Genomic DNA, 22319 nt, shown 5'->3' on the forward strand with positions numbered 1-22319 from the left:
GGGGTACAGACGGCTGGAGGGCGTCATCGGGGCAGAATAAGAAAGGGGCCAGACCAAAAAGAGGCCAGATGAACACTTCATCTGGCCTCTTTTGTTTTGGCTTTACAGTTCCTGAATGTTCAGGCCAAGCTTCTCGGCCCTGGCCCGGTTTTCCGGACTGGTTACCACGGCCGTACTGGCTTTCTCCGGCACCAGCCAGGTTCTGGCCACACGCTTCAGGTCGTCCAGGGTGACGGACAGCACCCGCTCCCGGAACCTGGCACGCTGCTCCGGACTTCGCCCAAACAGCTTGTTGTGAAAAGCATGGCGAGCAGCGCCCGCAGGCGATCTGGGCCTGTCGAGTTGACCAATTACACCAAGAATCGACTCTTCAAGCTCCTGATAGTCGTGGTCATTGTCCTGAAGCCACGCAAGGGCCGCGTCGAAATCGTCCAGCGTTTCCTCCAGGCGCGGATCACGGTAGGAGAAGAACCGGAACGTGCCATTCACGCTGTCCTGCCCGGCGCCGCCACCGTAAGCGCCACCCTTCTCCCGAATGGCTCGGTGCAGATAACCGTTACGCAAGAAACCACCCAGCACGGTCAGTGCCGCCGCATCGGGATGATCCACAGCGACAGTGCTGTAGGCCTTGGAGCAGAAGTTAACCTGGGTAGAAGTCAGCCACGCCTCACGGGTAGTGTAATTGACCGGTTCCATTTTCCAGCCTGCAATGCCCGCTCCAGAGGCATCACGCCAGCAGGATTTCAGATCATCAACCATCGCCGGGAGCTGATCCTCTTCACCAATCACCAGGAACTCCCGACCCTGCTTGCCGATTTTCTCGTGCAATGCAGAAAGCTTGTCACAGAGCGCCGTCAATTCCTCTGGATCCTTCAGGGCCTGATCGAGCTGCTTGGTGCCGCGAATACCGGCAAGACCACCCAGCCGGAAAGAAAGCCAGGCACCCGGACTCATACCCTGTGAAGCCGCGCCCATGGCCAGTGCATGGCCACTGCCGGTTACGGCCTGCTCGCGACGGGCCCGGATCTGCGCAATGATCTCCCGGATTCGCTCTTTCTCATCGAAGCGGGCACTGGTGTAGACATCCCGTAGAAGACGGGTCAACTCACTGCGATTACGGGCCAGAGCCTTGCCGTTGAAGATGATGTAACCGGACAGCGCCTGAACGTCATCAATCCGGCCTTTGGCGCTGAACGCTGCGCCGATACCACCAGACTCCGCAGAGATACGATCCTGCATTTGCAGGTAGTCCAGATCACCACAACCCACTTCGGAAATCAGCGTGGTGTAGTAAGGCACCAGAAGCAGCTCCTCTTCGGTCAGCGCCGGCACCGGGACAACAATCTGCTCGTAAACCAGACCGTTGGTACCACGGGCATAAACGGTTGCCGAAATGTCGCCGTCATAACGCCCTTCCGGCTCTGGCATCTGCAGAGGCACGTCTGACAGATCCACCTTTGGCAGAATGGAGTCATCGTCCTTCTGCATCTGGCGTTCTTCCAGCGCCCTGGCCCGGTCGACAATCATCCGGACCTCGTCATCGGTAAGCTCGGCCTTGCGACGGGCCAGCGCTTCACGGATGGCTTCCTGCCGGCGGGACTCGAGCTTTTCATCCGGCCGCAGGGTCAGGGTGACCCGGTGCGGGTTCTCAAGAAGCTTGCGGCGGATCAGATCCGGCACGTATTGCGGGTCCCGGATTTTCTCCCGGAGCGTTGCCAGGACCGGCTCCAGATCCAGCAATTCAACCGGATCACCGCCGTGCACCATGGGTGCAATGGCACTCATGATCAGCTGCAGGCCGTACGGGAACTGGTCACCAGCAATTTCCCGCTGGTGCAGTTCGAGCTGATGCAGGATGGCTTCCAGACGTTCCTGGCTGACGCCCTCCTCCACGACCTTGAGCAGCGTGGACTCGAGCAGGGCTTCCAGATCCTTGTGCTTGTCCGGCTCGCTGCCTTCGATGCCGCAAACAAAGGTCATTTCACGGTTGGAGTCTTCCAGACCACACATGGGCGAAGGTGCATGACCAAGATCCGTGGTTTCCAGGGCTCGCATCAGTGGTGAGGCACTGTTTTCCAGCAGTACCGCAGAGAGCAGTTGACCCTCCAGGTTCTCCTGCAAATCAAAACTGTGGCCCAGCAACCAGCCCACAACGATGTGAGTCTTGTTGTCGGTCCCCTCGCCTTCGTTGACCGCATAGCCCTGCTCTACCCTGACCGGGGCGAACATGCGCTTCTCGTCGCGAACCGGAAGATCGATGTCCAGCCGGTCGAACCGTTTCAGCGCCAGCTCTTCAAACTTCTCATGATGCTCATGAGCCGGGATATCGCCGTAGGTGGCAAATATCGCGTTGCTGGGGTGATAGTGGTGGCGGTAGAACTGCAGCAGGTCGTCGTAGCTCAGATCCACGATGTGGTCGGGCTCGCCACCGCTGTTGTAGTGATAGGTCGTGGTCGGGAAAAGGTGGCTGCTGAGGTTCTGCCACAGCTGGGACGTGGGCGAACTCATGGCGCCTTTCATCTCGTTGTAGACAACACCCCGATAAACCAGGTCGGTGGACGGATCTTCCGGCTTATCGAACTCAAGGCGATGACCTTCCTGCGCAAAATCCAGCGGATCGAGCTTGGAGAAAAATACACAATCCAGGTAAACCGACAGAAGGTTGTCGAAATCCTTTCGGTTTATGCTGGCGAAGGGATAGGCCGTCCAGTCGCTGCTGGTGAAAGCGTTCATGAACGTGTTCAGTGACCGCCGAATCATCATGAAGAACGGATCACGAACCGGGAAACGCTCGCTGCCACACAATGCCGTGTGTTCCAGAATATGCGCCACCCCGGTGGAATCCATCGGGAAGGTACGCAGGGCAACGAAAAACACGTTTTCGTCGTTGTCGGCTGCCAGATGCAGATGGCGGGCGCCAGTCTTCTTGTGACGATACTCCTCGACCTCGAGATTGAGTGTATCGATCCGGTGACTGCGAAGTTTCTCAAAGGCCGGATGAGTTGCGTTGTCGATCACTGCAGCCATTCAAACTATCCTGTCTTTAAACAATTGGAGAATTGTAGGGTAACACGTAGTATCGCTTATCATGCATCACTCCAGAAGCTATAGGGTACCGCGCCGTACATGACAACACCTGCACCTCAATCAAAGGCCGTTGAGGCCCCGGAAGTAGCCGCCTACTGGGCAGAACGTCGGCGGTACCTCGAGCGGATCCGGAAAGTACCGGAAGTCAGACAGCGCTTCTGGCGGGAAGTTGCCCTTTATCTGCTCCGCCGATTGCTCTGGTCATTCGGATTCTTCCCGATCTTCATCGCCTTCTGGGTGCCACTGGTGATGGCCAGCTTCAACCCGGTTGCGATGGCATCGGATCTGATTCCGGTGTTACAGAATTTCGTCGACTCGAACCCGGAGGTACAGGCAACGACCATTAGCACCCTGGCCATCGCGTGGGCTTCTATCGGGTTTTTCTTTCTCGTCTTCGATTTCGTGCTAACCCCTTTCAAATCGCCTTATCAATACGAAGCCGACGTGTACATGAGATCATGGGAGCAGCTCAACCATGATCAGCTTCCGGATAAAGTGTGATTTGGCCTGCATTCTCGGTAACTCCCCGTCACTTTCTGTTACATAGCGTTGCACTCACTGGGTAAGATGAACCGGTAGACAGAATTCCAAGAATGCAGGATCAAGAGGTTCCGTCATGGTCGATTTCAGACCGCTTCTGTTCGTCAATGCCCTGGCGCTCATGCTGCTGGTAACCGCCGGGTTTGCCTCGGTTCGGGATGACCTTCAGATAACAGAAGCCTTCGAACCACCCTCGACGGATCAAGCTGTTGCCTCTATTACTACCGAGCCCGAGCCGGCCCCAGAGCCTGTTCCGGAGGCATCCGCCAGAACCAAACAGGCTGCCCGGGAGTCGCGCCCACCCGTGGTGGAAGCCACTCCGTTTACCGTGCCATCCATGCCGGAGAACCCGGAGGTTCTGGCGGTAGCTGAACCGCCATCGGTATTGGCAACGAGAACAGACACCGCCCCGGCAAATCCGCAACAACCGGAAAAACAGCAGGAACCCCAGCCACCGACGCAGGCGCTGCTGGTACTACGCTCAAACGTTGTCGGCGATCAGGTCACCATCAACGGCAAGGAATATGGCGCGACCCGCCTGGATCTTGAGCTGGACCCGGGCCGCTACGAGGTCACCATCACCAAGCCAGGTTTCAAACCCTGGAACCGCTCCATTGCCCTGAAAGCCGGCAATGAGGTGACTCTGGTGGGCGAACTGGAGGCTCTGACCACGGTGAATTTCCGTGACGGGATCTGGATCGGTGGCGTGAAGACCGGTGATGGCACCTACCAGGACAACGATGGACTGCGCTACGAGGGGCATTTCGTGGATGGTGAATTCCACGGCCAGGGCACCGCGTGGTATCCCGACGGTGGCCGTTACGAGGGAGGCTGGTCTGCAGGCAACCGCGAGGGCGACGGTGAATGGCGCAGTGCCGACGGCTCGCGCTATTCCGGCGAATTCCGGGACAACCAGTTTAACGGCAAAGGCACGCTTACACTGGCAAACGGCGACATACTGACCGGCCACTGGAAGGACGGACAGCTTAATGGCCACGGTTCCCTGACCACCGCGGATGGCATGCTCTACGTCGGCGGCTTCCGGAACGACGAATTTCATGGCACCGGCACACTCACCTACCCCGACGGTCGCCATTACGAAGGCGAATTTTCCAACGGCGCCTTCCATGGCACCGGGGCAGAGGTCTTCGCCAGCGGCAAGAAATACGAGGGCGAATACATTGAAGGAAAGTTCCACGGTAAGGGCTTGCTGAAGAATCCCAACGGCAGCTCGATCGAAGCGACATTCCGTCATGGCGAGCCCTACGGACAGGTACGCCTGACCACAGCGGCAGGGGAAATTTTCACTGCCCGAACCACTGAACCCGGTGTCTGTTATCGGGACAAGAGCTACCGGGCCACAGAGTGCCCGAAACTGGAAGGCTGGTAATCATAACGGCCCGATAACAAACGCGTTTGCAGTAAACGATTGAGGTAGTGACATGGCGATCAAGAACGCTCTGCTGGTAGATGACTCCAAGGTGGCCCGATTTGCCCTGAGCAAACTGCTGGAAAGTCGCGATATGGAAGTCAATATGGCTGGCTCGGCCGAGGAGGCCCTCGATTTCCTGAACAGCCAGGGGCGTCCGGATGTCATCTTCATGGACCATCTAATGCCGGGGATGAATGGCGTAGAGGCGACCAAAGCCATCAAGGGCAACCCGGAGACCGCCGGCATCCCCATCATCATGTGCACATCCAAAAAATCGTCATCATTCATGGAGGAGGCCAGGAACTTCGGTGTTTACAACATCCTCACTAAACCGCCGCAAACGGAGGGCCTCAAAGAGGTTTTGGACCAGCTGGCCAGTGACGTCACAGGCGGAAACTTGCCGGAGCCACCGCTGCAATCTGAGCCGGCTGCCGCGGAAGAGGACGAACTGCTGAACGTACCTGCAGATGCGTCGGTGGAACTGTCGCCCAAGACGGGCGATTCAGCCAGCCGGAGCAACCCGCAAGCCAATGTGGTGCCCTTGACCAGCGAGTTGATTGAGCAGATCGCCCGTTCCGCAGTCAAAACTCACATCAACAACCGCCTCCACGAACTGCTCAGTTCCCTCTTTGACGAGCAGTTCGATCACCTGAAGCGGGCTCTGGATGAATCCCGAAGCAAACAGGACGCGGTGATTGAGGAACGCCTGAACGCCGTCACCGAAATGGTCGACGAACGGACCAAAAATCTGCGGGACGAGGTTGCCGCGGAGGTCAACCTGAACCTTGGCAGCGAACTTGCCGTGCTCAAGAAGGAGCTGAAAAAGAATTCCGGCTTCACGAGCGAGCATATGGCCGAGCTGAAAGATCACATCACGAGTGTGCAGACGATTGATACCGAGTTCTGGCAAACCCTTCAGTCCGAGGCTATTCAGCAAGCCCACGAGATCTCGAGGGAAACCGCTGAAGACATAGCCCAGCGCACAATCGACCTTTTTGTTGCGCAGCAGCGCTCGGCATCGTCCCGGGTCTACACCATTGGTCTTGCCATAAGTCTCGGCATCTTCAGCGTCGGGATTGCCTGGCTGTCTGGCCTGTTCGGTTGAGCAGGGTCCTGATCCTGTGCCAGTCTGCCGGGGTGTCCACATCATCGTGGATCCCCGGAATATCTACCCGGGTTGCACGCACCTCTGCGAGCAGTCGCCCGGCGCCCCTATCCCCCTCCAGATCCAACACCAGCGGCCAGAGCCATCTGGGTAAATAGGCGGGCACACCCGGCCGGCCACCGTAATCTGCAGCGATGGGCTGTTCCGGTACACAGCGGGCCGCCTTGCCAAAGGCCTCGAGGGCGTTCAGATCCAGTAACGGCTGGTCCGCCACCAGAACAAATACGCCCTTTACCGCTGGCCCCAGGCTGCGAAGTCCCGCTGACAGAGATGCCGAGATGCCCTCCTGCCAATCCGGCGCCCGCAACCAGGAAGAAGGTTGCCTCCGACAACGAAAGCGTATGAGCGGGTACCAGGCCCCACACACCACTCGAACTTCCGGGCTGAGGATTCGGCCTTGGGCAATGGCGGCGTCCAACAATGTGCGGTTACGGCAGTCCGTGTCTGTCCCGTCACCAGAAGCCAGCGGCAGGAGGGCTTTCGGCCGACCGAGGCGGCTCGAGGCACCGGCCGCCAGTATCAGTACCGGAAATTGCTGATCAATGTGCGAGTCGAGGTTTAAAATGATGAGTCCGATAGCAAAAAGAAATGAAGCAGTGGCCAACCGCCAGACTGCTGTATTCGGTGATTTTTGCTAGAATTCGGCCATCAATCAACCACACCCGCCTGGAAATTTGATGAACCATCTGTTTGTAGACAACCTGACCGTTATCGATTTTGCCTACCTGGACCCGACCCGTGGGCTGGTGGGTGAAAGCTGGATTGCGGATGTGGTGCTTGGCGGGGAGCTGGACGAACAGGGCATGGTGTTCGACTTCAGTAACGTAAAACGCACCATCAAGCGGGTGATCGATGAGCGTGTTGACCATCGTCTGGTGATTCCCCGCGGCTACCAGGGGCTGTCCTGGAGTGAGGAGCAGCCAGACACTTTTACCTGGGCTCTCACGGACGGCAGCCAGATCATTCACCGCTCACCGGACGAGGCCATTGTCTGGTTGTCCGCCGACCGGGTTGTGCCCTCGGCCGTGGCCTCTTTGCTGGAACAGGAAATCAAGGCGGTACTTCCGGCCAACGTGATTTCCGTGGAGATCAATCTGCGGGAAGAGGAAATCGACGGTGCCTACTATCACTACGTGCACGGCCTGAAGAAACACCTGGGCAACTGCCAGCGCATTGCCCACGGCCATCGCTCGCCGATTCGTATCGATCGTAACGGCCACCGCGATTACGATCTGGAATGCCGCTGGGCGAAGCTCTGGCGGGATATCTACGTGGGGTCCGAGGAGGATGTGGTGCGGCGCCATGTGGACGAAGACGGCGTTCGCTACGTAACCTTCGAATACGAGGCCAACCAGGGGGAGTTTGCGCTGACCCTGCCGGAGGAACGCGTATACATGCTGGATACAGACACCACGGTGGAACTGATTGCCGCCCACATGGCCGACAAGCTCAAGGTGGAGTTTGCGACGGACACCATCCGGGTGAAGGCTTATGAAGGTGTTGGCAAAGGGGCCATTGCCGAGCGCTGATTGAAATCGTGAAAGCAGGGTCCGATGAAAATGTCATCGGGCCCCGGTTTTGCCTGGCCTGACATTCAGGCACAAAAAAACCGCCAAAAGGCGGTTTTTTTGATGGCTATCCGGTGGACTAAACCGTCAAGCCGTATTGGCGTCCCCTAGGGGGTTCGAACCCCTGTTGCCGCCGTGAAAGGGCGGAGTCCTAGGCCACTAGACGAAGGGGACTAGAAATTGGTGGAGCCAGGCGGGATCGAACCGCCGACCTCAACACTGCCAGTGTTGCGCTCTCCCAGCTGAGCTATGGCCCCTCAACGGCTGCGTATATTAAGGATCCGCCCTATGGGCGTCAACCTCTGAAACACACTTTTTTTCAGTTTTCTGAACATCCCTGTTCAAGCCGTTTATTAATTCACCAAAGCGGTTAATGAATACCCAGAGCCGCGTATTCTTTTTCCACCTTCTTGGTTTCCTTCTTGGAGAAACCACCCATCACTTCCAGCGCATGCCTGAGCCTTGAACGGGTCATGTCCGGGCCCAGCAGCGCCATGGAATCCATGACAGACCAGGAATTCGGGGTGCCAGCAACCGCCACAAAAATGGAGAACATGAAGTCACCCATCTTCAGGTCCATGGCTTTGGCCAACGCCTTGATATCCGCGAAGATGGTCTCCTTGCTCCAGTGTCGCTGCGCTTCAAGCTTCCAGAGCGTGAACTGAAGAACCCGCTTGATCTGGGCTTCCTCCAGCTTGTTGTGGGCAAAGTCTTCCGGCCTCAGGTTGAGCATGCCGGAGAACATGAACTGGGCCATGGGCGCCACATCCGAAAACACCTCTGCCCTGCCCTTGATGTGGGGCACCAGAGCACGCAGGGCATCCTCATTGAACCACCACTGGCGCATGCGCTCCATGAACTGCTCTTCAGTCAGCTCTTCGCGCAGCCACTGGCCGTTCAGCCATCGGAGCTTCTCCACGTCAAACACCGGACCACCAAGGGAAACTCGCTGGATGTCGAAGTTCTCGATCATCTCATCCAGGGTGAACTTTTCCCGCTCGTCCGGCATGGACCAGCCCATGCGCCCCAGATAGTTGGTGACGGCCTCCGGCAGAAAGCCCATGCGCTCATAGAAATTGATGCTGGTCGGGTTCTTGCGCTTGGACAGTTTGCTCTTGTCCGGGTTGCGCAGCAGCGGAAGGTGACACAGCACCGGCATATCCCAGCCAAAATACTGATACAGCAGCTTGTGCTTGGGCGCCGAGTTGATCCACTCCTCACCACGCAGAACGTGGGTGATTTCCATAAGGTGATCATCAACCACATTCGCCAGGTGATAAGTGGGCATGCCATCGGACTTGAGCAGAATCTGGCAGTCCACCTGAGCCCAGTCGATCTCAATGGTGCCCCGAAGCATGTCGTCGATCTCGCAGACGCCCTCATCGGGCACTTTCATACGAATCACGTATGGTTCACCTGCATCGAGGCGGCGCTTCACTTCGTCCTCGGGCAGCTCCAGATCGCCCTTGATACCCGGGTTCAGGCCCTGGGCCTTGCGTTCTTCCCGAATGGCTTCCAGCTCATCCGGTGTGCGGAAGCAATAAAATGCGTGGCCGGCCGTCACCAGATCCTCGGCATACTGCCGGTACGAGTGCTTGCGCTCGGACTGGCGATAGGGGCCGTGAGGACCACCCACGTCGGGGCCTTCGTCCCAGTTCAGACCGAGCCAGCGCAGCGCCTTGAGAATGTCCTGCTCGGATTCTGCGGTACTGCGGGCCTGGTCGGTGTCTTCGATACGCAGGATAAACTGGCCGCCGTGCTGACGGGCAAAGCACAGGTTGAACAGGGCCACGTAGGCGGTACCAACGTGAGGGTCTCCCGTGGGTGACGGAGCAATTCGGGTACGTACAGTCATGAAACCTTCCTGAAAAATCGGTGGCCGTTTGATAAAGCGGGCATTATACCGGCCAACGGCAGGTTTCGCATGATCAGGAAGTTAACGAGCACACCAGAAATACTAAGTAAGAAGTTTCTTTTGCCGGCCCCGGCCGAGTTTGTTATATTATAACATTACACATCAGCATCGCAGGATCTCTTTTATCATGCGCGTTACCGGAAAAGCACTTTCTATTGCACTCGGAGCCGGCACCCTTTTGTTTCACAGTGCCCTGCAGGCCGAGACCCGCATTGTTACTTCCATCAAACCGGTTGAGCTGATCGTCAGTGCGATCGCCACGGAAGACATGCAGACAACGAGTCTCGTCCCGCCCGGCTCCAGCCCCCACAATTACACCATGAAGCCATCCCAGCGCCGGGCCCTGGAAAACGCCGACGTGATTTTCTGGGTCGGGCCCGACATGGAAACCTTCCTTAATCGCCTTCTGGCAGGGCAGGAATTCAGCGGTCGAACGGTCGCGCTCATGGATGCCGAGCACGAACCCGGGGACGTTACCCACGATGAACACGCGCACGACGACCACGCGGACGATCACCATGGCCATGCCCACGAAGAGGAGGCCAAGGAGGAAGAACACCACAACGAGGGGCACGGACACGGCCATGATCACGGAGACGGCGAAGACCCGCACATCTGGCTGGATCCCGAACTGGCCATCGAAATGGCCGGGACGATCCGGGATGCTCTCTCAGGACTGAAAGGTGTTGACGCTGGCGCGTTAAACGAGAATTTCGAGCAGTTCAAAGCCAGCGTTCGAGAAACCGATGCCACTATCCGGGACCGCCTTGCACCGGCGCACGAAATCAGCCTGTTCGCCTATCACGACGCCTTTACCCGATTTGCCGAACACTATGAACTGAAACTCGAGGGCGTTCTGACACTGAACCCGGAGCTGTCGCCAGGGGCCCGGCATATCGCGGAAGTGCAGGAAAAACTGCGCAACGCAAACCATCCCTGCCTCCTGACCGAACCGCAGTTCAACCGGCAGTGGTGGCGCTCGATCACCGAGAGCCTGGACGTGACCTTCAGCACCTGGGACCCTCTGGCCACTGACATCGCGGCAACGCCAGAAGGTTACAACAACTTCCAGCACAGCATTGTCGACGCGGTGCTCAAGTGCCTACCAGAGAATACTGAGCATTAAAGGTATGGTGACGATGGCCAGCAAGGTCTGACCACTGATGATGCCCGCCATCAGGGGGGCATCGCCACCAAGCTGTCGAGCCAGAATGTAGGCAGAGGTGGCCGTGGGGAGCGCCGACAACAGCACGACCACCTGAACCATCATTCCCTCAAGACCCAGCAACGAGGCCAGCCCCGCAGTCATCAGCGGAAATCCGACCAACTTCAGCGCCGATGACACAATAAACGGCAGTGAAGCGCCTCTGAGGGCCTTGAGCTGAAGCCCGGCGCCAACCGTCATCAAACCCATCGGCAACGCCAGATTGCTTAGCGGCTCGAGAATGCCGCCGATCAGCGGATGAAATCCGATTTCGAAGAAACTCCAGACCACGCCAATCACCGAGCCCACTATAAGAGGATTGGTCACAATCGCCTTGAATACTGGCACCAGCCTCACCGGCCCTTCCGTGGCCACCAGTGAAAACATCAGTATGCACAGCAGATTCAGCAACGGCACCATGATGGCAACTGCGATCGCCGAGAGGGACAGGCCCTGATCGCCGAGCAGCATGCCGCCAGCCGCCAGGCCCACGTAGGAATTGAACCGGATAGCCCCCTGGTAAACCGAAGAAAAAACCGGGCCGGACCAGCGCCAGAACCATTGGGCAATCGCCAGGATCAGCGTCATCGCGATCAGCATGGCGCCAATGAGCAATGCAATGTCACCATAAGCGGAAGCCGGCAGCCTGGCCTGCCCCAGCTTGAAGACCAACATGGCCGGAAACAGCACGTAGTAGGTAAACCGCTCCGCCTGGGGCCAGAAATCGCCGCCCGGAAAGTCAATGCGGCGGAACACATGCCCCAGCATGATCAGGACAAATACCGGCAGCAGAGCCTGCACCATCAGGGGCATACGTTCAAACTCCAGGGCAAGGTTGTTTACTTGGGTTTTATGGGAGTACAGTTAAACAAGCATGAGATCATAGCAGAAGGAGTGCTTCTCCTTCAGGGAGGTTTTTTGCTATGGACGCATCGAAGCCCAGACTTTGCAGGCTTATCTATTTCAGCAGCGTTTCTTCGCATCTGCAGGAATCCGATTTAGACGACATCCTCGCGGAATCCATCAAAAGAAACGAGCGGGACGGCATCACCGGCCTGCTGGCTTATGATCAGTTCAATTTCATGCAGGTTTTGGAAGGTGAGGAAGAGGCTGTCAACAGACTTTACCTTGGCATCACTGCCGATCCTCGCCACCAGGATGTTCGCCTGATTCAGTACGAGCAAATCGATCATCGCCAGTTTGACGATTGGGCAATGGCTCTGGCGAAGCTTCCCGAGGTTCCGGGCAATTACATCAACAAACTCTATGGTGGATTCAAGCCCCAGCTGTTCTCCACTCGAGACGCTCTAATCTACTTCAATTTTCTCCGCAACTATTTGAAACGAGCAGCCTGAAGCCTGTTATGGATTTCGCCAAAGCCTTACGGAAATCGGAAACCAATGCCTGTTAAACTACGACTCTTGGTTTCAACGTAGTTCTTTTCGTCACCCGTTTTTCGTCGACAACAGGTATCGCAATGTCTGGAATACCATCTGAGGACACCCTGCTGCACAACTCCGGCCCCTCCCGCCGCTTCTGCGTGGCCCCGATGATGGACTGGACCACCAGTCACTACCGTTATCTGGCGCGCCAGCTTAGCCGGCATACCCTGCTCTACACCGAGATGGTCACCACCGGCGCACTGATTCATGGCGACACCGCGCGCTTTCTGCGCCACGATGAGGCCGAGTACCCACTGGCCCTTCAGCTGGGTGGCAGCGATGCCGGCGAACTTGCCCACTGTGCCAGGCTGGCACAGCAATACGGCTTCGATGAGGTTAACCTGAACGTCGGTTGCCCCAGCGATCGTGTTCAGAACAACATGATCGGTGCCTGCCTGATGGGCCATCCGGACAAGGTGGCAGAGGGCGTGCGCGCCATGATTGAAGCAACCGAGCTGCCAGTCACCGTGAAGCATCGAATCGGTATTGATGGGCGGGAGTCCTGGGACGATCTCTGCGAATTCGTGGAAAAAGTGTCGGAAGCTGGCTGCCGGACCTTTATCGTACACGCCCGGATCGCGATTCTTGAAGGCCTGAGCCCCAAGGAAAACCGGGAAGTCCCTCCGCTTAAATACGACTGGGTCTACCGGCTGAAAGCGAAATACCCGCACCTGGAAATCATCATCAACGGCGGCATCAAGACCTTCGATGAGTGCCACGAGCATCTCCGGCATACCGACGGCGTGATGCTGGGTCGGGAGGCGTACCACAATCCCTGGCTGCTGGCAGGCGTCGATCCGGAGTTCTTCGGGGAGGCAGCGCCGGTAGAAACCCGGCATCAGGCACTTCGGGCCATGCTTCCGTTCATAGGGAGCGAACTTGAGCGCGGCGTATTCCTGACTCACATGTCCAGGCACCTTCTCGGCCTGTTCCACGGCCAACCTGGCGGTCGGCAGTTCCGTCGCTATATCAGCGAGAACGCCCATAAATCCGGTGCTGGCCTGGAAGTGATCGAAACCGCTCTGGAAAAGGTTCGTGAACCGGCGGCGCCGGAGATTGCCGAAGCTTAATCGCAGGCAATTGCCACCATACCTTTTGTTGTCTTGTTCCTGTCAGAGCGGCCCGTTATTGTAGGCATATAGCCAGCGCCCGGGATTCGGGCGCACCAATAACAGATCAACCGGGACGACAGGACGAATGACCAGCAAGCTCGACCAACTGAAGACCATGACCACGGTGGTAGCGGATACCGGCGATATCGAAGCCATTGCGAAGTGGCGGCCGGAAGATGCCACCACTAATCCATCCCTGCTACTCAAAGCTGCCGCTTCTGACGCTTACCGGCCGATGCTGGACAAGGCTGTGGCAGAAGCCCGGCGGCATGGCGGCTCAGACGCCGAGCAGCTGACCATGGCCACTGATATGCTGGCCGTACTCGCCGGCCGAGAAATCCTGAACCTGATTCCCGGTGTGGTTTCGACGGAGGTGGATGCCCGTTTGTCCTTTGATACCGCCGGTACGCTTGAGCGCGCCCGCCGCCTGGTTGAGCTGTACGACAAGCAGGGCGTCGACACCAGTCGCGTACTGATCAAGATTGCTTCTACCTGGGAAGGCATCCGGGCGGCCGAGCAACTGGAGAAAGAAGGCATTCACTGCAACCTGACGTTGCTGTTTTCTTTCATTCAGGCCGCCGCCTGTGCCCAGGCCGGTGCATTCCTGATCTCGCCCTTTGTTGGTCGAATTCTGGACTGGCACCTGGCCAGCACTGGCCGGGACAGCTACCCGGCTGCAGAGGATCCGGGGGTGCTTTCGGTATCCCGTATCTACAATTACTACAAGGCCAACGGCTTTAAAACGGTGGTGATGGGCGCCAGTTTCCGGAACACCGGCGAAATTGAAATGCTGGCTGGCTGTGACCGCCTGACCATAAGCCCTACCCTGCTGCAGGAGTTGCAGGACGACCTGGGCGATCTGCCGCGTCGACTGGTCGCCGACACCGCCAGCTCACCGGATCAGTTTGGCACCATCGACGAGAAACTGTTCCGCTGGGAATCCAACGAGGACGCTATGGCTACCGAGAAGCTGGCCGATGGTATCCGCCGGTTCACAGCCGACCAGATTGAACTGGAGAACCGGGTCCGGCAGCTGGCCAGGGCGGCCTGACGCGGCGCCTCAAACCAAACACAGAAGTGGGACTGTCCGATCATGATCGAGCGCCTGAAAAAATTGTTTGCGGCACCGGAAGCTGAACGCGAGAAGCCCGATAACCATCAGCTCGCAGTGGCTGCCACGGCATTGATGGTTCAGCTTTCCCGTGTCGACCAGGATGAAGACGAGCGCGAACTGCAGGCCATTGTTGATGGCGCAGTAAAAGCACATCAGGTAACCCAGGCCGAAGCCGAGGAAATTCTGGAAGACGCCCTTAGCCACGCAGACGATGCCACGTCGCTCTATGAATTTACCGGCCAGATCAACGAGTACCTGGACCAGGAAGGAAAACAGGCCCTGCTCGAAAGCATCTGGCGCGTGGCCTTTGCGGATGGCCGCATCGACAAGTACGAAGAACACCTTATTCGCCGCATGGCAGACCTGCTGCATCTTAATCATCGGGAGTTCATGCAGGCGCGGCACCGGGCGCAAGACGCCGGTTCTTAAAAGGAGACAGCATGCTAGCGATTCTTCATCCGAATACCGCTCTGGACAGCGAAGAATACCGACAGACCATGCACTACCTCGAGAATCTCCCGAACGTGTCGGTTCGGGTTCATGAGGTTCAGGGCGCCACCCAGAGGCTGACCGAAATCTATCTTCTCGGGGACACCAAGCCCCTGAACAAGGAAGAGATCGAAGCCCTGCCTGCGGTCGAACGGGCCATACGCATTTCGGACGACTACCGTATTCTTGGACGCCACCGGGACGATCGACGGCAAAGCGGCTTCAACTACAACGGCGTCGAGTTCAGTCAATCCAATCTGAACATCTTTGCCGGGCTATGCGCGGTTGATGTGCCCGAACACGTCGACATGATGATGCAGGCCCTGGAAGACCATGGGGAAGTCTGCACACGAATGGGCGCCTACAAGCCGCGCACCAACCCCTATTCATTCCAGGGCCACGGCAAGGGCTGCCTCCCCTGGGTGTTTGAAAAGGCGGGTAAGCACGGCATCAAGGTGATCGCCATGGAGATCACTCATGAGAGCCACATTGAGGAAATCGACAACTGCCTCGAAAAGCTCGGCCGTCCCACCGGTGTAATGCTGCAGGTGGGCACCCGCAATACCCAGAACTTCGAGCTGCTCAAGGCCATTGGCCGCCAGAGTACCTATCCGGTACTGCTCAAACGCGGGTTCGGGATTACCCTGAATGAATCCCTCAACGCTGCCGAGTATCTGGCCAGCGAAGGCAACGCTAATGTCATCTTCTGCCTGAGGGGCATGAAAACCGAAGCCGGCCAGCCCCATCGGAACATGGTGGATTTCGCCCATGTGCCGGCGGTCAAGCGCCTTACCCGTATGCCAGTCTGTGTGGATCCTTCCCATTCGGTGGGCAGCCGCGAGCAGTCTCCGGACGGCATCCTTGATGTCATGCACGCGACCGCCCAGGGCGTCGTCGCCGGTGCCAACATGGTGCTCGTGGATTTCCACCCCAAGCCGGAAAGAGCCCTGGTGGACGGCCCCCAGGCCCTGCTGATGAACGAGCTGCCGGCGTACCTCGAAGACATACGCCTTTGCCACGACACCTGGAAGAAGCGCCAGGCCATTTACCAACGCCTGAAGGATGATGCAGCGGAATGATTGTCTACGGACACAGAGGCGCCAAGGGAGAAGCTCCCGAAAACACCCTTCCGGGATTTACGCATGCTTACCGGCACGGTATCCGGCATTTTGAACTGGATCTCGTATTGTCAAAGGACGGCAAGCCGGTATTGGTGCACGATCTTTCGGTTGACCGCACGACCAGCCAGAAAGGCAGTATCAGTCAGTACACGGCCGCCGAACTGGCTGCCATGGATGCGCGAAGAAACACCAGCTCCTGGCCCACACCCACGGGAATTCCCGCGCTGGAAGACCTTCTGGACCGGTTCGACGACCTCGAACACCTGCAACTGGAAGTCAAAAAAGACACGCGTCAGCGCCTGAACATTCTCAGCAATCGCCTGACAGAGGTTATACAGCGACGCAATCTGTATCAGACGGTGGCCATAACCTCTTCCGACACCTGGTTTCTGAAACAGATCCGGCGGCGGAACAAGAACATCCGCATCGGCCTGGTCGCAGAGCGCAAATTCCCGCGCCCCTTGAGCATTGCGGGCCAACTCGGCTGTGAGTATCTCTGCATCAACTGGAAGCTTTGCTCGAAAGCGCTGGTTGAAAAAGCCCATCGAAAGGGCATGCACGTGTCCACCTGGACGGTGAACCGGATTCACGACATGTTGCAACTGGAAGAAATGGGCGTGGACAGCATCATCACTGACTATCCCACCAGCACCCGCATATTCTTCGACAACAGGGCCAGGTCAGCCCTGTCATTGCCACAGAGTCACGCCGGGGTGTCGGCCAGTAAAGAGGCCCTGTCAGCGGGCTGAATTCGGGATATGGAAGGTTAAGCCGGGGTCAGTCGTAGGCTTTCTTCTGACCCCTGGTGTGGCCTGCCCCGTTAAAAGATCCGGTTCAGACCGTTCAACGCCGCGACACGGTAGGCTTCCGCCATGGTCGGATAGTTGAACGTGGTATTGATGAAGTAGTTCAGGGAGTTGGCCTCTCCTTCCTGATTCATGATCGCCTGGCCGATGTGGACGATTTCCGCCGCCTGGTCACCGAAACAGTGGATACCCAGAATCTGACGGGTTTCCCGGTGAAACAGAATTTTCAGCATTCCTACCGCTTCTCCGGTAATCTGGGCACGGGCAAGATCCTTGAAGAACGCCTGTCCAACCTCGTAGGGCACCTTGGCTTCCGTCAGTTCGCGCTCGGTTTTACCAACGGAACTGATTTCCGGAATGGTGTAGATCCCGGTCGGCACATCCGACACAAAGCGGAAGTATGCGTCATCCACAATATCCGAGGATGCAGAGCGGCCCTGGTCATAAGCGGCGCTTGCCAGACTTGGCCAGCCGATCACGTCGCCCGCCGCGTAGATGTTGTCCACTTCGGTGCGATAGTGCTCGTCAACGGCCAGTTGCCCACGGCCATTGGGTTCCAGACCGATATTTTCGAGGCCCAGCTTCTCGGTGTTCCCGCTGCGACCATTGCACCACAGGAATGCATCCGCACGGATTTTCTTGCCCGATTGAAGCGACAACACCACACCGTGGTCGTCGCCCACAACCGACTCGTACTGCTCGTTGTGGCGAACCAGAACGCCATTATTCCGCAGGTGGTAACTCAGGGCGTCGGAGATCTCGTCATCCAGGAAGGACAACAGCCGGCTACCCGGGTTGATCAGGTCGACTTTTACACCCAGGCCCGCAAAGATCGAGGCGTACTCTGACCCTATGACGCCAGCGCCATAAATAATCAGTGTGCGAGGCGTGTGAGACAGGTTCAGAATGGTGTCGGAGTTATAGATACGGTGATGACGGAAGTCCACATCGGGTGGCAGGTAGGGCCTGGAACCGGTGGCGATGATCGCCTGCTTGAAGTGCAGCGTCTCGGAGGACTTGCTACCCCGGACTTCTATGCGGTTCTGGTCGACAAAAAAGGCCCGGCCGTTTATCAAATCCACGCGATTGCGAGAGTAGAACTGCGTCCGGAGCTTGACCTGCTTGCCGATGACCTTCTGGGCATTCTGAAGCACTCGCGGGAAAGAGAACCAGCGAGGCTCCCCGATATCCCGGAACATCTGGTTGGTGTTGAACGTAATGATCTGTTTGACGGAGTGGCGCAGCGCCTTGGAAGGAATGGTGCCCCAGTGGGTGCAGTTCCCGCCAACGGTAGGCTTGTCTTCGATGATCGCGACACGTTTGCCGTGTTTCGTCGCATTCATCGCCGCGCCTTCGCCGGACGGACCGGCGCCGATAACGACGACGTCGTAATGATGTTCTGCCATGCGCGCAGTGACTCCTTATCTACGTCGTGAAAAGATGGTTGTAATTGTCAAAAACAGATCAGTGCTTGCTGGCCTTGCTAGCGTCGTAAGCCAGAGCCTCGGGCTCTTTACCCTCGTTGGCCAACCGTTCGTTTTCTTCTTCGCACTTCTGGGTATTACCACCGCAGATATCACAGGACTGGCTGATACCAAGCGCGCCAATACCGCCGCAGGTTCCGCTGATGGGCTTGCGCCCGAGGATCACGCCAATAGACATGGCTGCAACCAGCAAAACCACGATGAAAAGAACCAAAAGAAAGGTACCCATGTTGCCCTCCCCTCATTGAGTCACGTAGGACGAAAAGGCCGGCGTCTGGTGCGTCTCGAAGCCTTCATCCGTCCTGACAATAAAATAGGCCGGGATATTTTCCCTTACCGCGAGCTCATTTGCCCGCTCGTAGCCCATCACATTAAAACCGGTTGCCAGAGCATCTGCCGTCATACAATCGTCCGCGATAACGGTTACTGATGCCAGCTTGTGAGCAATTGGCTCACCCGTTTCAGGATCTATTGTATGGGAATACCGACGCCCTTCCGATTCGTAATAATTACGATAATCACCTGATGTTGCCATAGCACGTGATTCCAGCGCCACCACGCGGTTTACCGCGCGCCCTTCCGCCATCGGCTGTTCTATGGCCAGTCGCCAGGTGCTGCCATCAGGTTTACGGCCATTGACGCTAACCTCTCCGCCAATCTCCACCAGGTACGCCTCCACGCCTTCGCTCTCAAGAAAACGGGCAACCGCATCTACACCGTATCCCTTGGCGATAGCCGACAGATCCACATATTGCGGTGGTGTCGCACGCACGGCGGGCGGATCGACCCGCAGCTCGAGCTTCTCGAAGCCAGTGGCGGCAAGAGCCCTGGAGAGAGATTCTTCTGACGGAATCTGCTCCGGGCGCGCCTCGGGGCCGAACCCCCAAAGATTTACCACCGGGCCGATGGTCACATCAAAGGCACCAGCGGTCATCGTTGAGATCTCTTCAGCCTTCTGAAGAACACGGAGCAAGTCCGCTGACACCGGAACCCACTCGGATTGATCGGATCGTTGATTGAAACGGGACAGCTCCGAATCCTCGCGCCAGGTCGACATTGACGCATCAACCCCTTCGAGCACCTCATCGATACCGCTGGCCAGAGTTTCAAGCCTCTCCTGATCCTCGGTCAATACGACATTGATGTGGTAGCTGGTGCCGAAGACAGGTCCGGAGATTTCCCAGATTTTTTCCTCTGGCTCAAACGAACAACCCGCCAGAACGGCAAAGGCCAGCGCTGTAAAAGCGCTGGCCAGGGCCACCCTGGCGGGTCGTACAATGCTGAATGTCATCAGAACTGCTTAGCCTCCAAAGTCATCCAGCATGATGTTTTCATCCTCTACACCCAGATCTTTCAGCATCTTGATGCAGGACGCGTTCATGATTGGGGGCCCACACATGTAGTATTCACAGTCTTCCGGAGCCGGGTGGTCCTTCAGATAGTTTTCATACAACACGTTATGAATAAACCCGGTCGGGCCCTGCCAATTGTCCTCGGGCAACGCATCGGAAAGTGCGACATGCCACTCGAAGTTGTCGTTTTCTTCCTGAAGCCCGTCGAAATCTTCCACATAGAACATCTCGCGAACACTTCGTGCGCCATACCAGAAGCTGATCTTGCGCTTGGAGTTCAGACGCTTGAGCTGATCGAAGATGTGGGAACGCATAGGCGCCATGCCGGCACCGCCACCAATGAATACCATTTCGGCATCGGTCTTCTTGGCGAAGAACTCACCGAACGGCCCCATAACGGTGACCTTGTCGCCCGGCTTCAGGTTGAACACGTAGCTCGACATGATGCCCGGATTGTGGTCAGTGCCCGGAGGCGGCGTAGCGATACGAATATTGAACTTGAGAACACCCTTTTCTTCCGGATAGTTCGCCATGGAATAGGCCCGGATGGTCTCTTCCTTGTTGACCGCCTTGTAGCGCCAGATGTTGTGCTTGTCCCAGTCCTCGTGGAACTCTTCCTCGATGTCGAAATCCTTGAAGTCGATTTCGTAGGGAGGGCACTCAAGCTGAACATAGCCGCCGGCACGGAAGTCCACTTCCTCACCTTCAGGCAGCTTGAGTACGAGTTCTTTGATGAAGGTAGCCACGTTGTGGTTGGAGACAACCTCACATTCCCACTTCTTCACGCCGAAGAACTCCTCCGGCACTTCCACCTTCATATCCTGTTTTACAGGAACCTGGCAGGACAGGCGCCAGCCCTCTTTCTCTTCACGATTGGTGAAGTGGGTCTTCTCTGTTGGCAGCATGGCACCGCCGCCCTCGAGAACCTTGCACTTGCACTGGGCGCAGGTACCGCCGCCACCGCAGGCAGAGGACAGGAAAATACCACTGTTAGCCAGAGTACCGAGCAGCTTGCCGCCGGCTTCGGTCTTCAGCGTGTGTTCGGGATCATCGTTGATCTCAATGGTCACATCACCGGTGCTTACCAGCCTGGACCGGGCCGCAAGAATCACTGCGACCAGGGCCAGAACGATAACGGTGAACATGACCACGCCGAGAATAATTTCTGTATTCATGGTCTCGCCTTTTCGTTAAACCGAATCACCGGGTGAATTACAGTGAGATACCGGAGAAGGACATGAAGCCCAGGGACATCAGACCAACGGTAATGAAGGTGATACCCAGACCACGCAGGCCTTCCGGAACGTCACTGTACTTCAGCTTCTCGCGAATACCCGCCAGGGCGATGATCGCCAGGGCCCAGCCAAGGCCGGCGCCGAAGCCATACACCACACTCTCGCCGAAGGTGTAGTCACGCTCCACCATGAACAGCGAGGCACCCAGAATGGCGCAGTTCACTGTAATCAGTGGCAGGAACACACCCAGAGCGGCGTAGAGTGCCGGGATATACTTGTCCAGTACCATTTCCATGATCTGAACAATCGCCGCGATTACCCCGATATACGTCAGCAATCCGAGAAAGCTCAGGTCTACGTTCGGCAGGCCAGCCCAATCCAGGGCGCCTTCGCGCAGAACGCTGTTGTACAGCAGGTTGTTCACCGGAACGGTGACCGTCAGCACGACCACCACGGCAATGCCAAGACCGGTTGCGGCCTCGATCTTCTTGGAGATGGCCAGGAAGGTACACATCCCCAGGAAGAACGCCAGCGCCATGTTTTCAACAAAAACAGCCTTCAGAATCAAGCTGATATAATGCTCCATCAGAAGGCCTCCTTGGCGACATGGCGAGACATTTTATAGTCCGGCTCTTCAACCTGCTCCGGCTTCCAGGTCCGCAGACCCCAGATCGCCAGGCCGATAATAAAGAACGCACTCGGCGGCAGCAGCAACAAGCCGTTAGGAATGTACCAGCCACCTTCGTTCACCACCGGCATCAGGGAGACACCGAACAGTGAGCCGGCGCCCAGCAATTCACGGAAGAAGGCAACGAAGATCAGGAGTACCGAGTAGCCCAGACCGTTACCAACGCCGTCCAGGAAGCTCAGCCAGGGGCCGTTCTTCATGGCAAAGCCTTCCGCGCGGCCCATAACGATGCAGTTGGTGATAATCAGACCAACGAACACTGAGAGCTGCTTGGAAATCTCGTAGGCATAGGCCTTGAGCACCTGGTCAACCACGATTACCAGGGAGGCGATAATGGTCATCTGCACGATGATCCGGATACTGCCCGGAATCTGGGTGCGTACCAGGGACACGGCCAGGTTGGAAAATGCGGTAACGGCAATAACCGCCGCGCACATAACAAGTGTAACGTTCATGCTGGTGGTAACCGCCAGCGCTGAACAGATGCCCAGGATCTGCAGGGCAATCGGGTTATTGCTGAAGATCGGTTCGAAGAGAACCTGTTTGGCTGATGCATCTGCCATGA

The 22319-nt window shown here is 57.2% G+C and carries 21 protein-coding genes and 2 tRNA genes; 11 read left to right on the forward strand and 12 right to left on the reverse strand.

Annotated elements, in window-relative coordinates; all coding sequences use genetic code 11:
- Positions 1-102 precede the first annotated feature (102 nt).
- Positions 103-3027, reverse strand: a complete 2925-nt coding sequence (locus KYE_RS15165; RefSeq protein ID WP_008175025.1) for an insulinase family protein — start codon at positions 3025-3027, stop codon at positions 103-105.
- A gap of 99 nt (positions 3028-3126) precedes the next feature.
- Here KYE_RS15165 and KYE_RS15170 point away from each other — a divergent pair, with 99 nt between their 5' ends.
- The 3 genes from KYE_RS15170 to KYE_RS15180 all read left to right on the forward strand — a co-directional run bounded on the left by KYE_RS15170 (position 3127) and on the right by KYE_RS15180 (position 6164).
- Positions 3127-3588: a hypothetical protein gene (locus tag KYE_RS15170; protein ID WP_008175027.1), complete on the forward strand. Its 462-nt coding sequence runs from the start codon at positions 3127-3129 to the stop codon at positions 3586-3588.
- A gap of 115 nt (positions 3589-3703) precedes the next feature.
- Complete coding sequence (locus KYE_RS15175) at positions 3704-5017, forward strand: MORN repeat-containing protein (RefSeq protein WP_008175029.1); 1314 nt, start codon at positions 3704-3706, stop codon at positions 5015-5017.
- 52 nt (positions 5018-5069) lie between these two features.
- The gene (locus KYE_RS15180) at positions 5070-6164 is read left to right on the forward strand and encodes a response regulator (RefSeq protein WP_008175032.1); all 1095 of its coding nucleotides are present in this window, start codon (positions 5070-5072) and stop codon (positions 6162-6164) included.
- Here KYE_RS15180 and KYE_RS15185 read toward each other — a convergent pair.
- On the reverse strand, positions 6124-6828 hold the full coding sequence (locus KYE_RS15185; RefSeq protein WP_008175034.1) for an NTP transferase domain-containing protein: 705 nt from the start codon (positions 6826-6828) through the stop codon (positions 6124-6126). The two genes, KYE_RS15180 and KYE_RS15185, sit on opposite strands and share 41 nt — an antisense overlap.
- A gap of 73 nt (positions 6829-6901) precedes the next feature.
- On the opposite strand from KYE_RS15185, the gene KYE_RS15190 reads away from it, so the two are divergent.
- Positions 6902-7753 carry a 6-carboxytetrahydropterin synthase gene (locus tag KYE_RS15190; protein WP_008175036.1) on the forward strand — a complete coding sequence of 284 codons (852 nt, stop codon included), beginning with the start codon at positions 6902-6904 and terminating at the stop codon, positions 7751-7753.
- Positions 7754-7890: 137 nt separating this feature from the next.
- Here the strand turns inward: KYE_RS15190 and KYE_RS15195 are convergent.
- The 3 genes from KYE_RS15195 to gltX all read right to left on the reverse strand — a co-directional run bounded on the left by KYE_RS15195 (position 7891) and on the right by gltX (position 9647).
- Positions 7891-7966 (reverse strand) — tRNA-Glu (locus tag KYE_RS15195).
- Between the two features lie 7 nt (positions 7967-7973).
- Positions 7974-8049, reverse strand: a tRNA-Ala gene (locus tag KYE_RS15200).
- Positions 8050-8162: 113 nt separating this feature from the next.
- Positions 8163-9647 (reverse strand): glutamate--tRNA ligase, encoded by a 1485-nt coding sequence (gltX, locus tag KYE_RS15205; RefSeq protein WP_008175038.1) that lies wholly within the window; start codon positions 9645-9647, stop codon positions 8163-8165.
- A 187-nt stretch (positions 9648-9834) separates the two neighbouring features.
- Between gltX and KYE_RS15210 the strand changes: the two genes are divergently transcribed.
- Positions 9835-10833: a zinc ABC transporter substrate-binding protein gene (locus KYE_RS15210; RefSeq protein WP_008175043.1), complete on the forward strand. Its 999-nt coding sequence runs from the start codon at positions 9835-9837 to the stop codon at positions 10831-10833.
- Here KYE_RS15210 and KYE_RS15215 read toward each other — a convergent pair.
- Positions 10810-11724: an AEC family transporter gene (locus KYE_RS15215; protein WP_008175044.1), complete on the reverse strand. Its 915-nt coding sequence runs from the start codon at positions 11722-11724 to the stop codon at positions 10810-10812. The two genes, KYE_RS15210 and KYE_RS15215, sit on opposite strands and share 24 nt — an antisense overlap.
- Positions 11725-11834: 110 nt before the next feature.
- On the opposite strand from KYE_RS15215, the gene KYE_RS15220 reads away from it, so the two are divergent.
- From KYE_RS15220 to KYE_RS15245, 6 genes are all read left to right on the forward strand, one after another.
- Positions 11835-12266: a BLUF domain-containing protein gene (locus KYE_RS15220; RefSeq protein WP_008175045.1), complete on the forward strand. Its 432-nt coding sequence runs from the start codon at positions 11835-11837 to the stop codon at positions 12264-12266.
- 122 nt (positions 12267-12388) lie between these two features.
- Complete coding sequence (gene dusA / locus KYE_RS15225; protein ID WP_008175046.1) at positions 12389-13423, forward strand: tRNA dihydrouridine(20/20a) synthase DusA; 1035 nt, start codon at positions 12389-12391, stop codon at positions 13421-13423.
- 127 nt (positions 13424-13550) lie between these two features.
- Positions 13551-14516 carry a transaldolase gene (gene tal, locus KYE_RS15230; RefSeq protein WP_008175047.1) on the forward strand — a complete coding sequence of 322 codons (966 nt, stop codon included), beginning with the start codon at positions 13551-13553 and terminating at the stop codon, positions 14514-14516.
- Between the two features lie 42 nt (positions 14517-14558).
- The gene (locus KYE_RS15235) at positions 14559-15008 is read left to right on the forward strand and encodes a TerB family tellurite resistance protein (RefSeq protein WP_008175048.1); all 450 of its coding nucleotides are present in this window, start codon (positions 14559-14561) and stop codon (positions 15006-15008) included.
- Between the two features lie 11 nt (positions 15009-15019).
- Positions 15020-16147, forward strand: coding sequence for a 3-deoxy-7-phosphoheptulonate synthase (locus KYE_RS15240; RefSeq protein WP_008175051.1), 1128 nt, complete (start codon positions 15020-15022; stop codon positions 16145-16147).
- Positions 16144-16938 carry a glycerophosphodiester phosphodiesterase gene (locus tag KYE_RS15245; protein ID WP_008175052.1) on the forward strand — a complete coding sequence of 265 codons (795 nt, stop codon included), beginning with the start codon at positions 16144-16146 and terminating at the stop codon, positions 16936-16938. Before KYE_RS15240 ends, KYE_RS15245 begins: the two co-directional genes overlap by 4 nt.
- Before the next feature lie 71 nt (positions 16939-17009).
- Here the strand turns inward: KYE_RS15245 and sthA are convergent, their stop codons facing one another.
- From sthA to KYE_RS15275, 6 genes are read right to left on the reverse strand one after another with little or no spacing between them, the layout of a single operon-like run.
- A complete protein-coding gene (sthA, locus tag KYE_RS15250; protein WP_008175054.1) occupies positions 17010-18401 on the reverse strand; it encodes a Si-specific NAD(P)(+) transhydrogenase in 1392 nt (463 codons plus the stop codon).
- Positions 18402-18459: 58 nt separating this feature from the next.
- Complete coding sequence (gene nqrM, locus KYE_RS15255) at positions 18460-18708, reverse strand: (Na+)-NQR maturation NqrM (RefSeq protein ID WP_008175057.1); 249 nt, start codon at positions 18706-18708, stop codon at positions 18460-18462.
- 12 nt (positions 18709-18720) lie between these two features.
- Positions 18721-19770, reverse strand: a complete 1050-nt coding sequence (locus KYE_RS15260) for an FAD:protein FMN transferase (protein ID WP_008175059.1) — start codon at positions 19768-19770, stop codon at positions 18721-18723.
- Positions 19771-19779: 9 nt separating this feature from the next.
- A complete protein-coding gene (gene nqrF / locus KYE_RS15265; protein WP_008175061.1) occupies positions 19780-21006 on the reverse strand; it encodes an NADH:ubiquinone reductase (Na(+)-transporting) subunit F in 1227 nt (408 codons plus the stop codon).
- A gap of 37 nt (positions 21007-21043) precedes the next feature.
- Complete coding sequence (nqrE, locus tag KYE_RS15270; RefSeq protein ID WP_008175064.1) at positions 21044-21652, reverse strand: NADH:ubiquinone reductase (Na(+)-transporting) subunit E; 609 nt, start codon at positions 21650-21652, stop codon at positions 21044-21046.
- A complete protein-coding gene (locus KYE_RS15275; RefSeq protein WP_008175066.1) occupies positions 21652-22317 on the reverse strand; it encodes an NADH:ubiquinone reductase (Na(+)-transporting) subunit D in 666 nt (221 codons plus the stop codon). Before KYE_RS15275 ends, nqrE begins: the two co-directional genes overlap by 1 nt.
- Positions 22318-22319: the final 2 nt, after the last annotated feature.

Source organism: Marinobacter manganoxydans MnI7-9, from assembly GCF_000235625.1.
GTDB classification, from domain to species: Bacteria; Pseudomonadota; Gammaproteobacteria; order Pseudomonadales; family Oleiphilaceae; genus Marinobacter; species Marinobacter manganoxydans.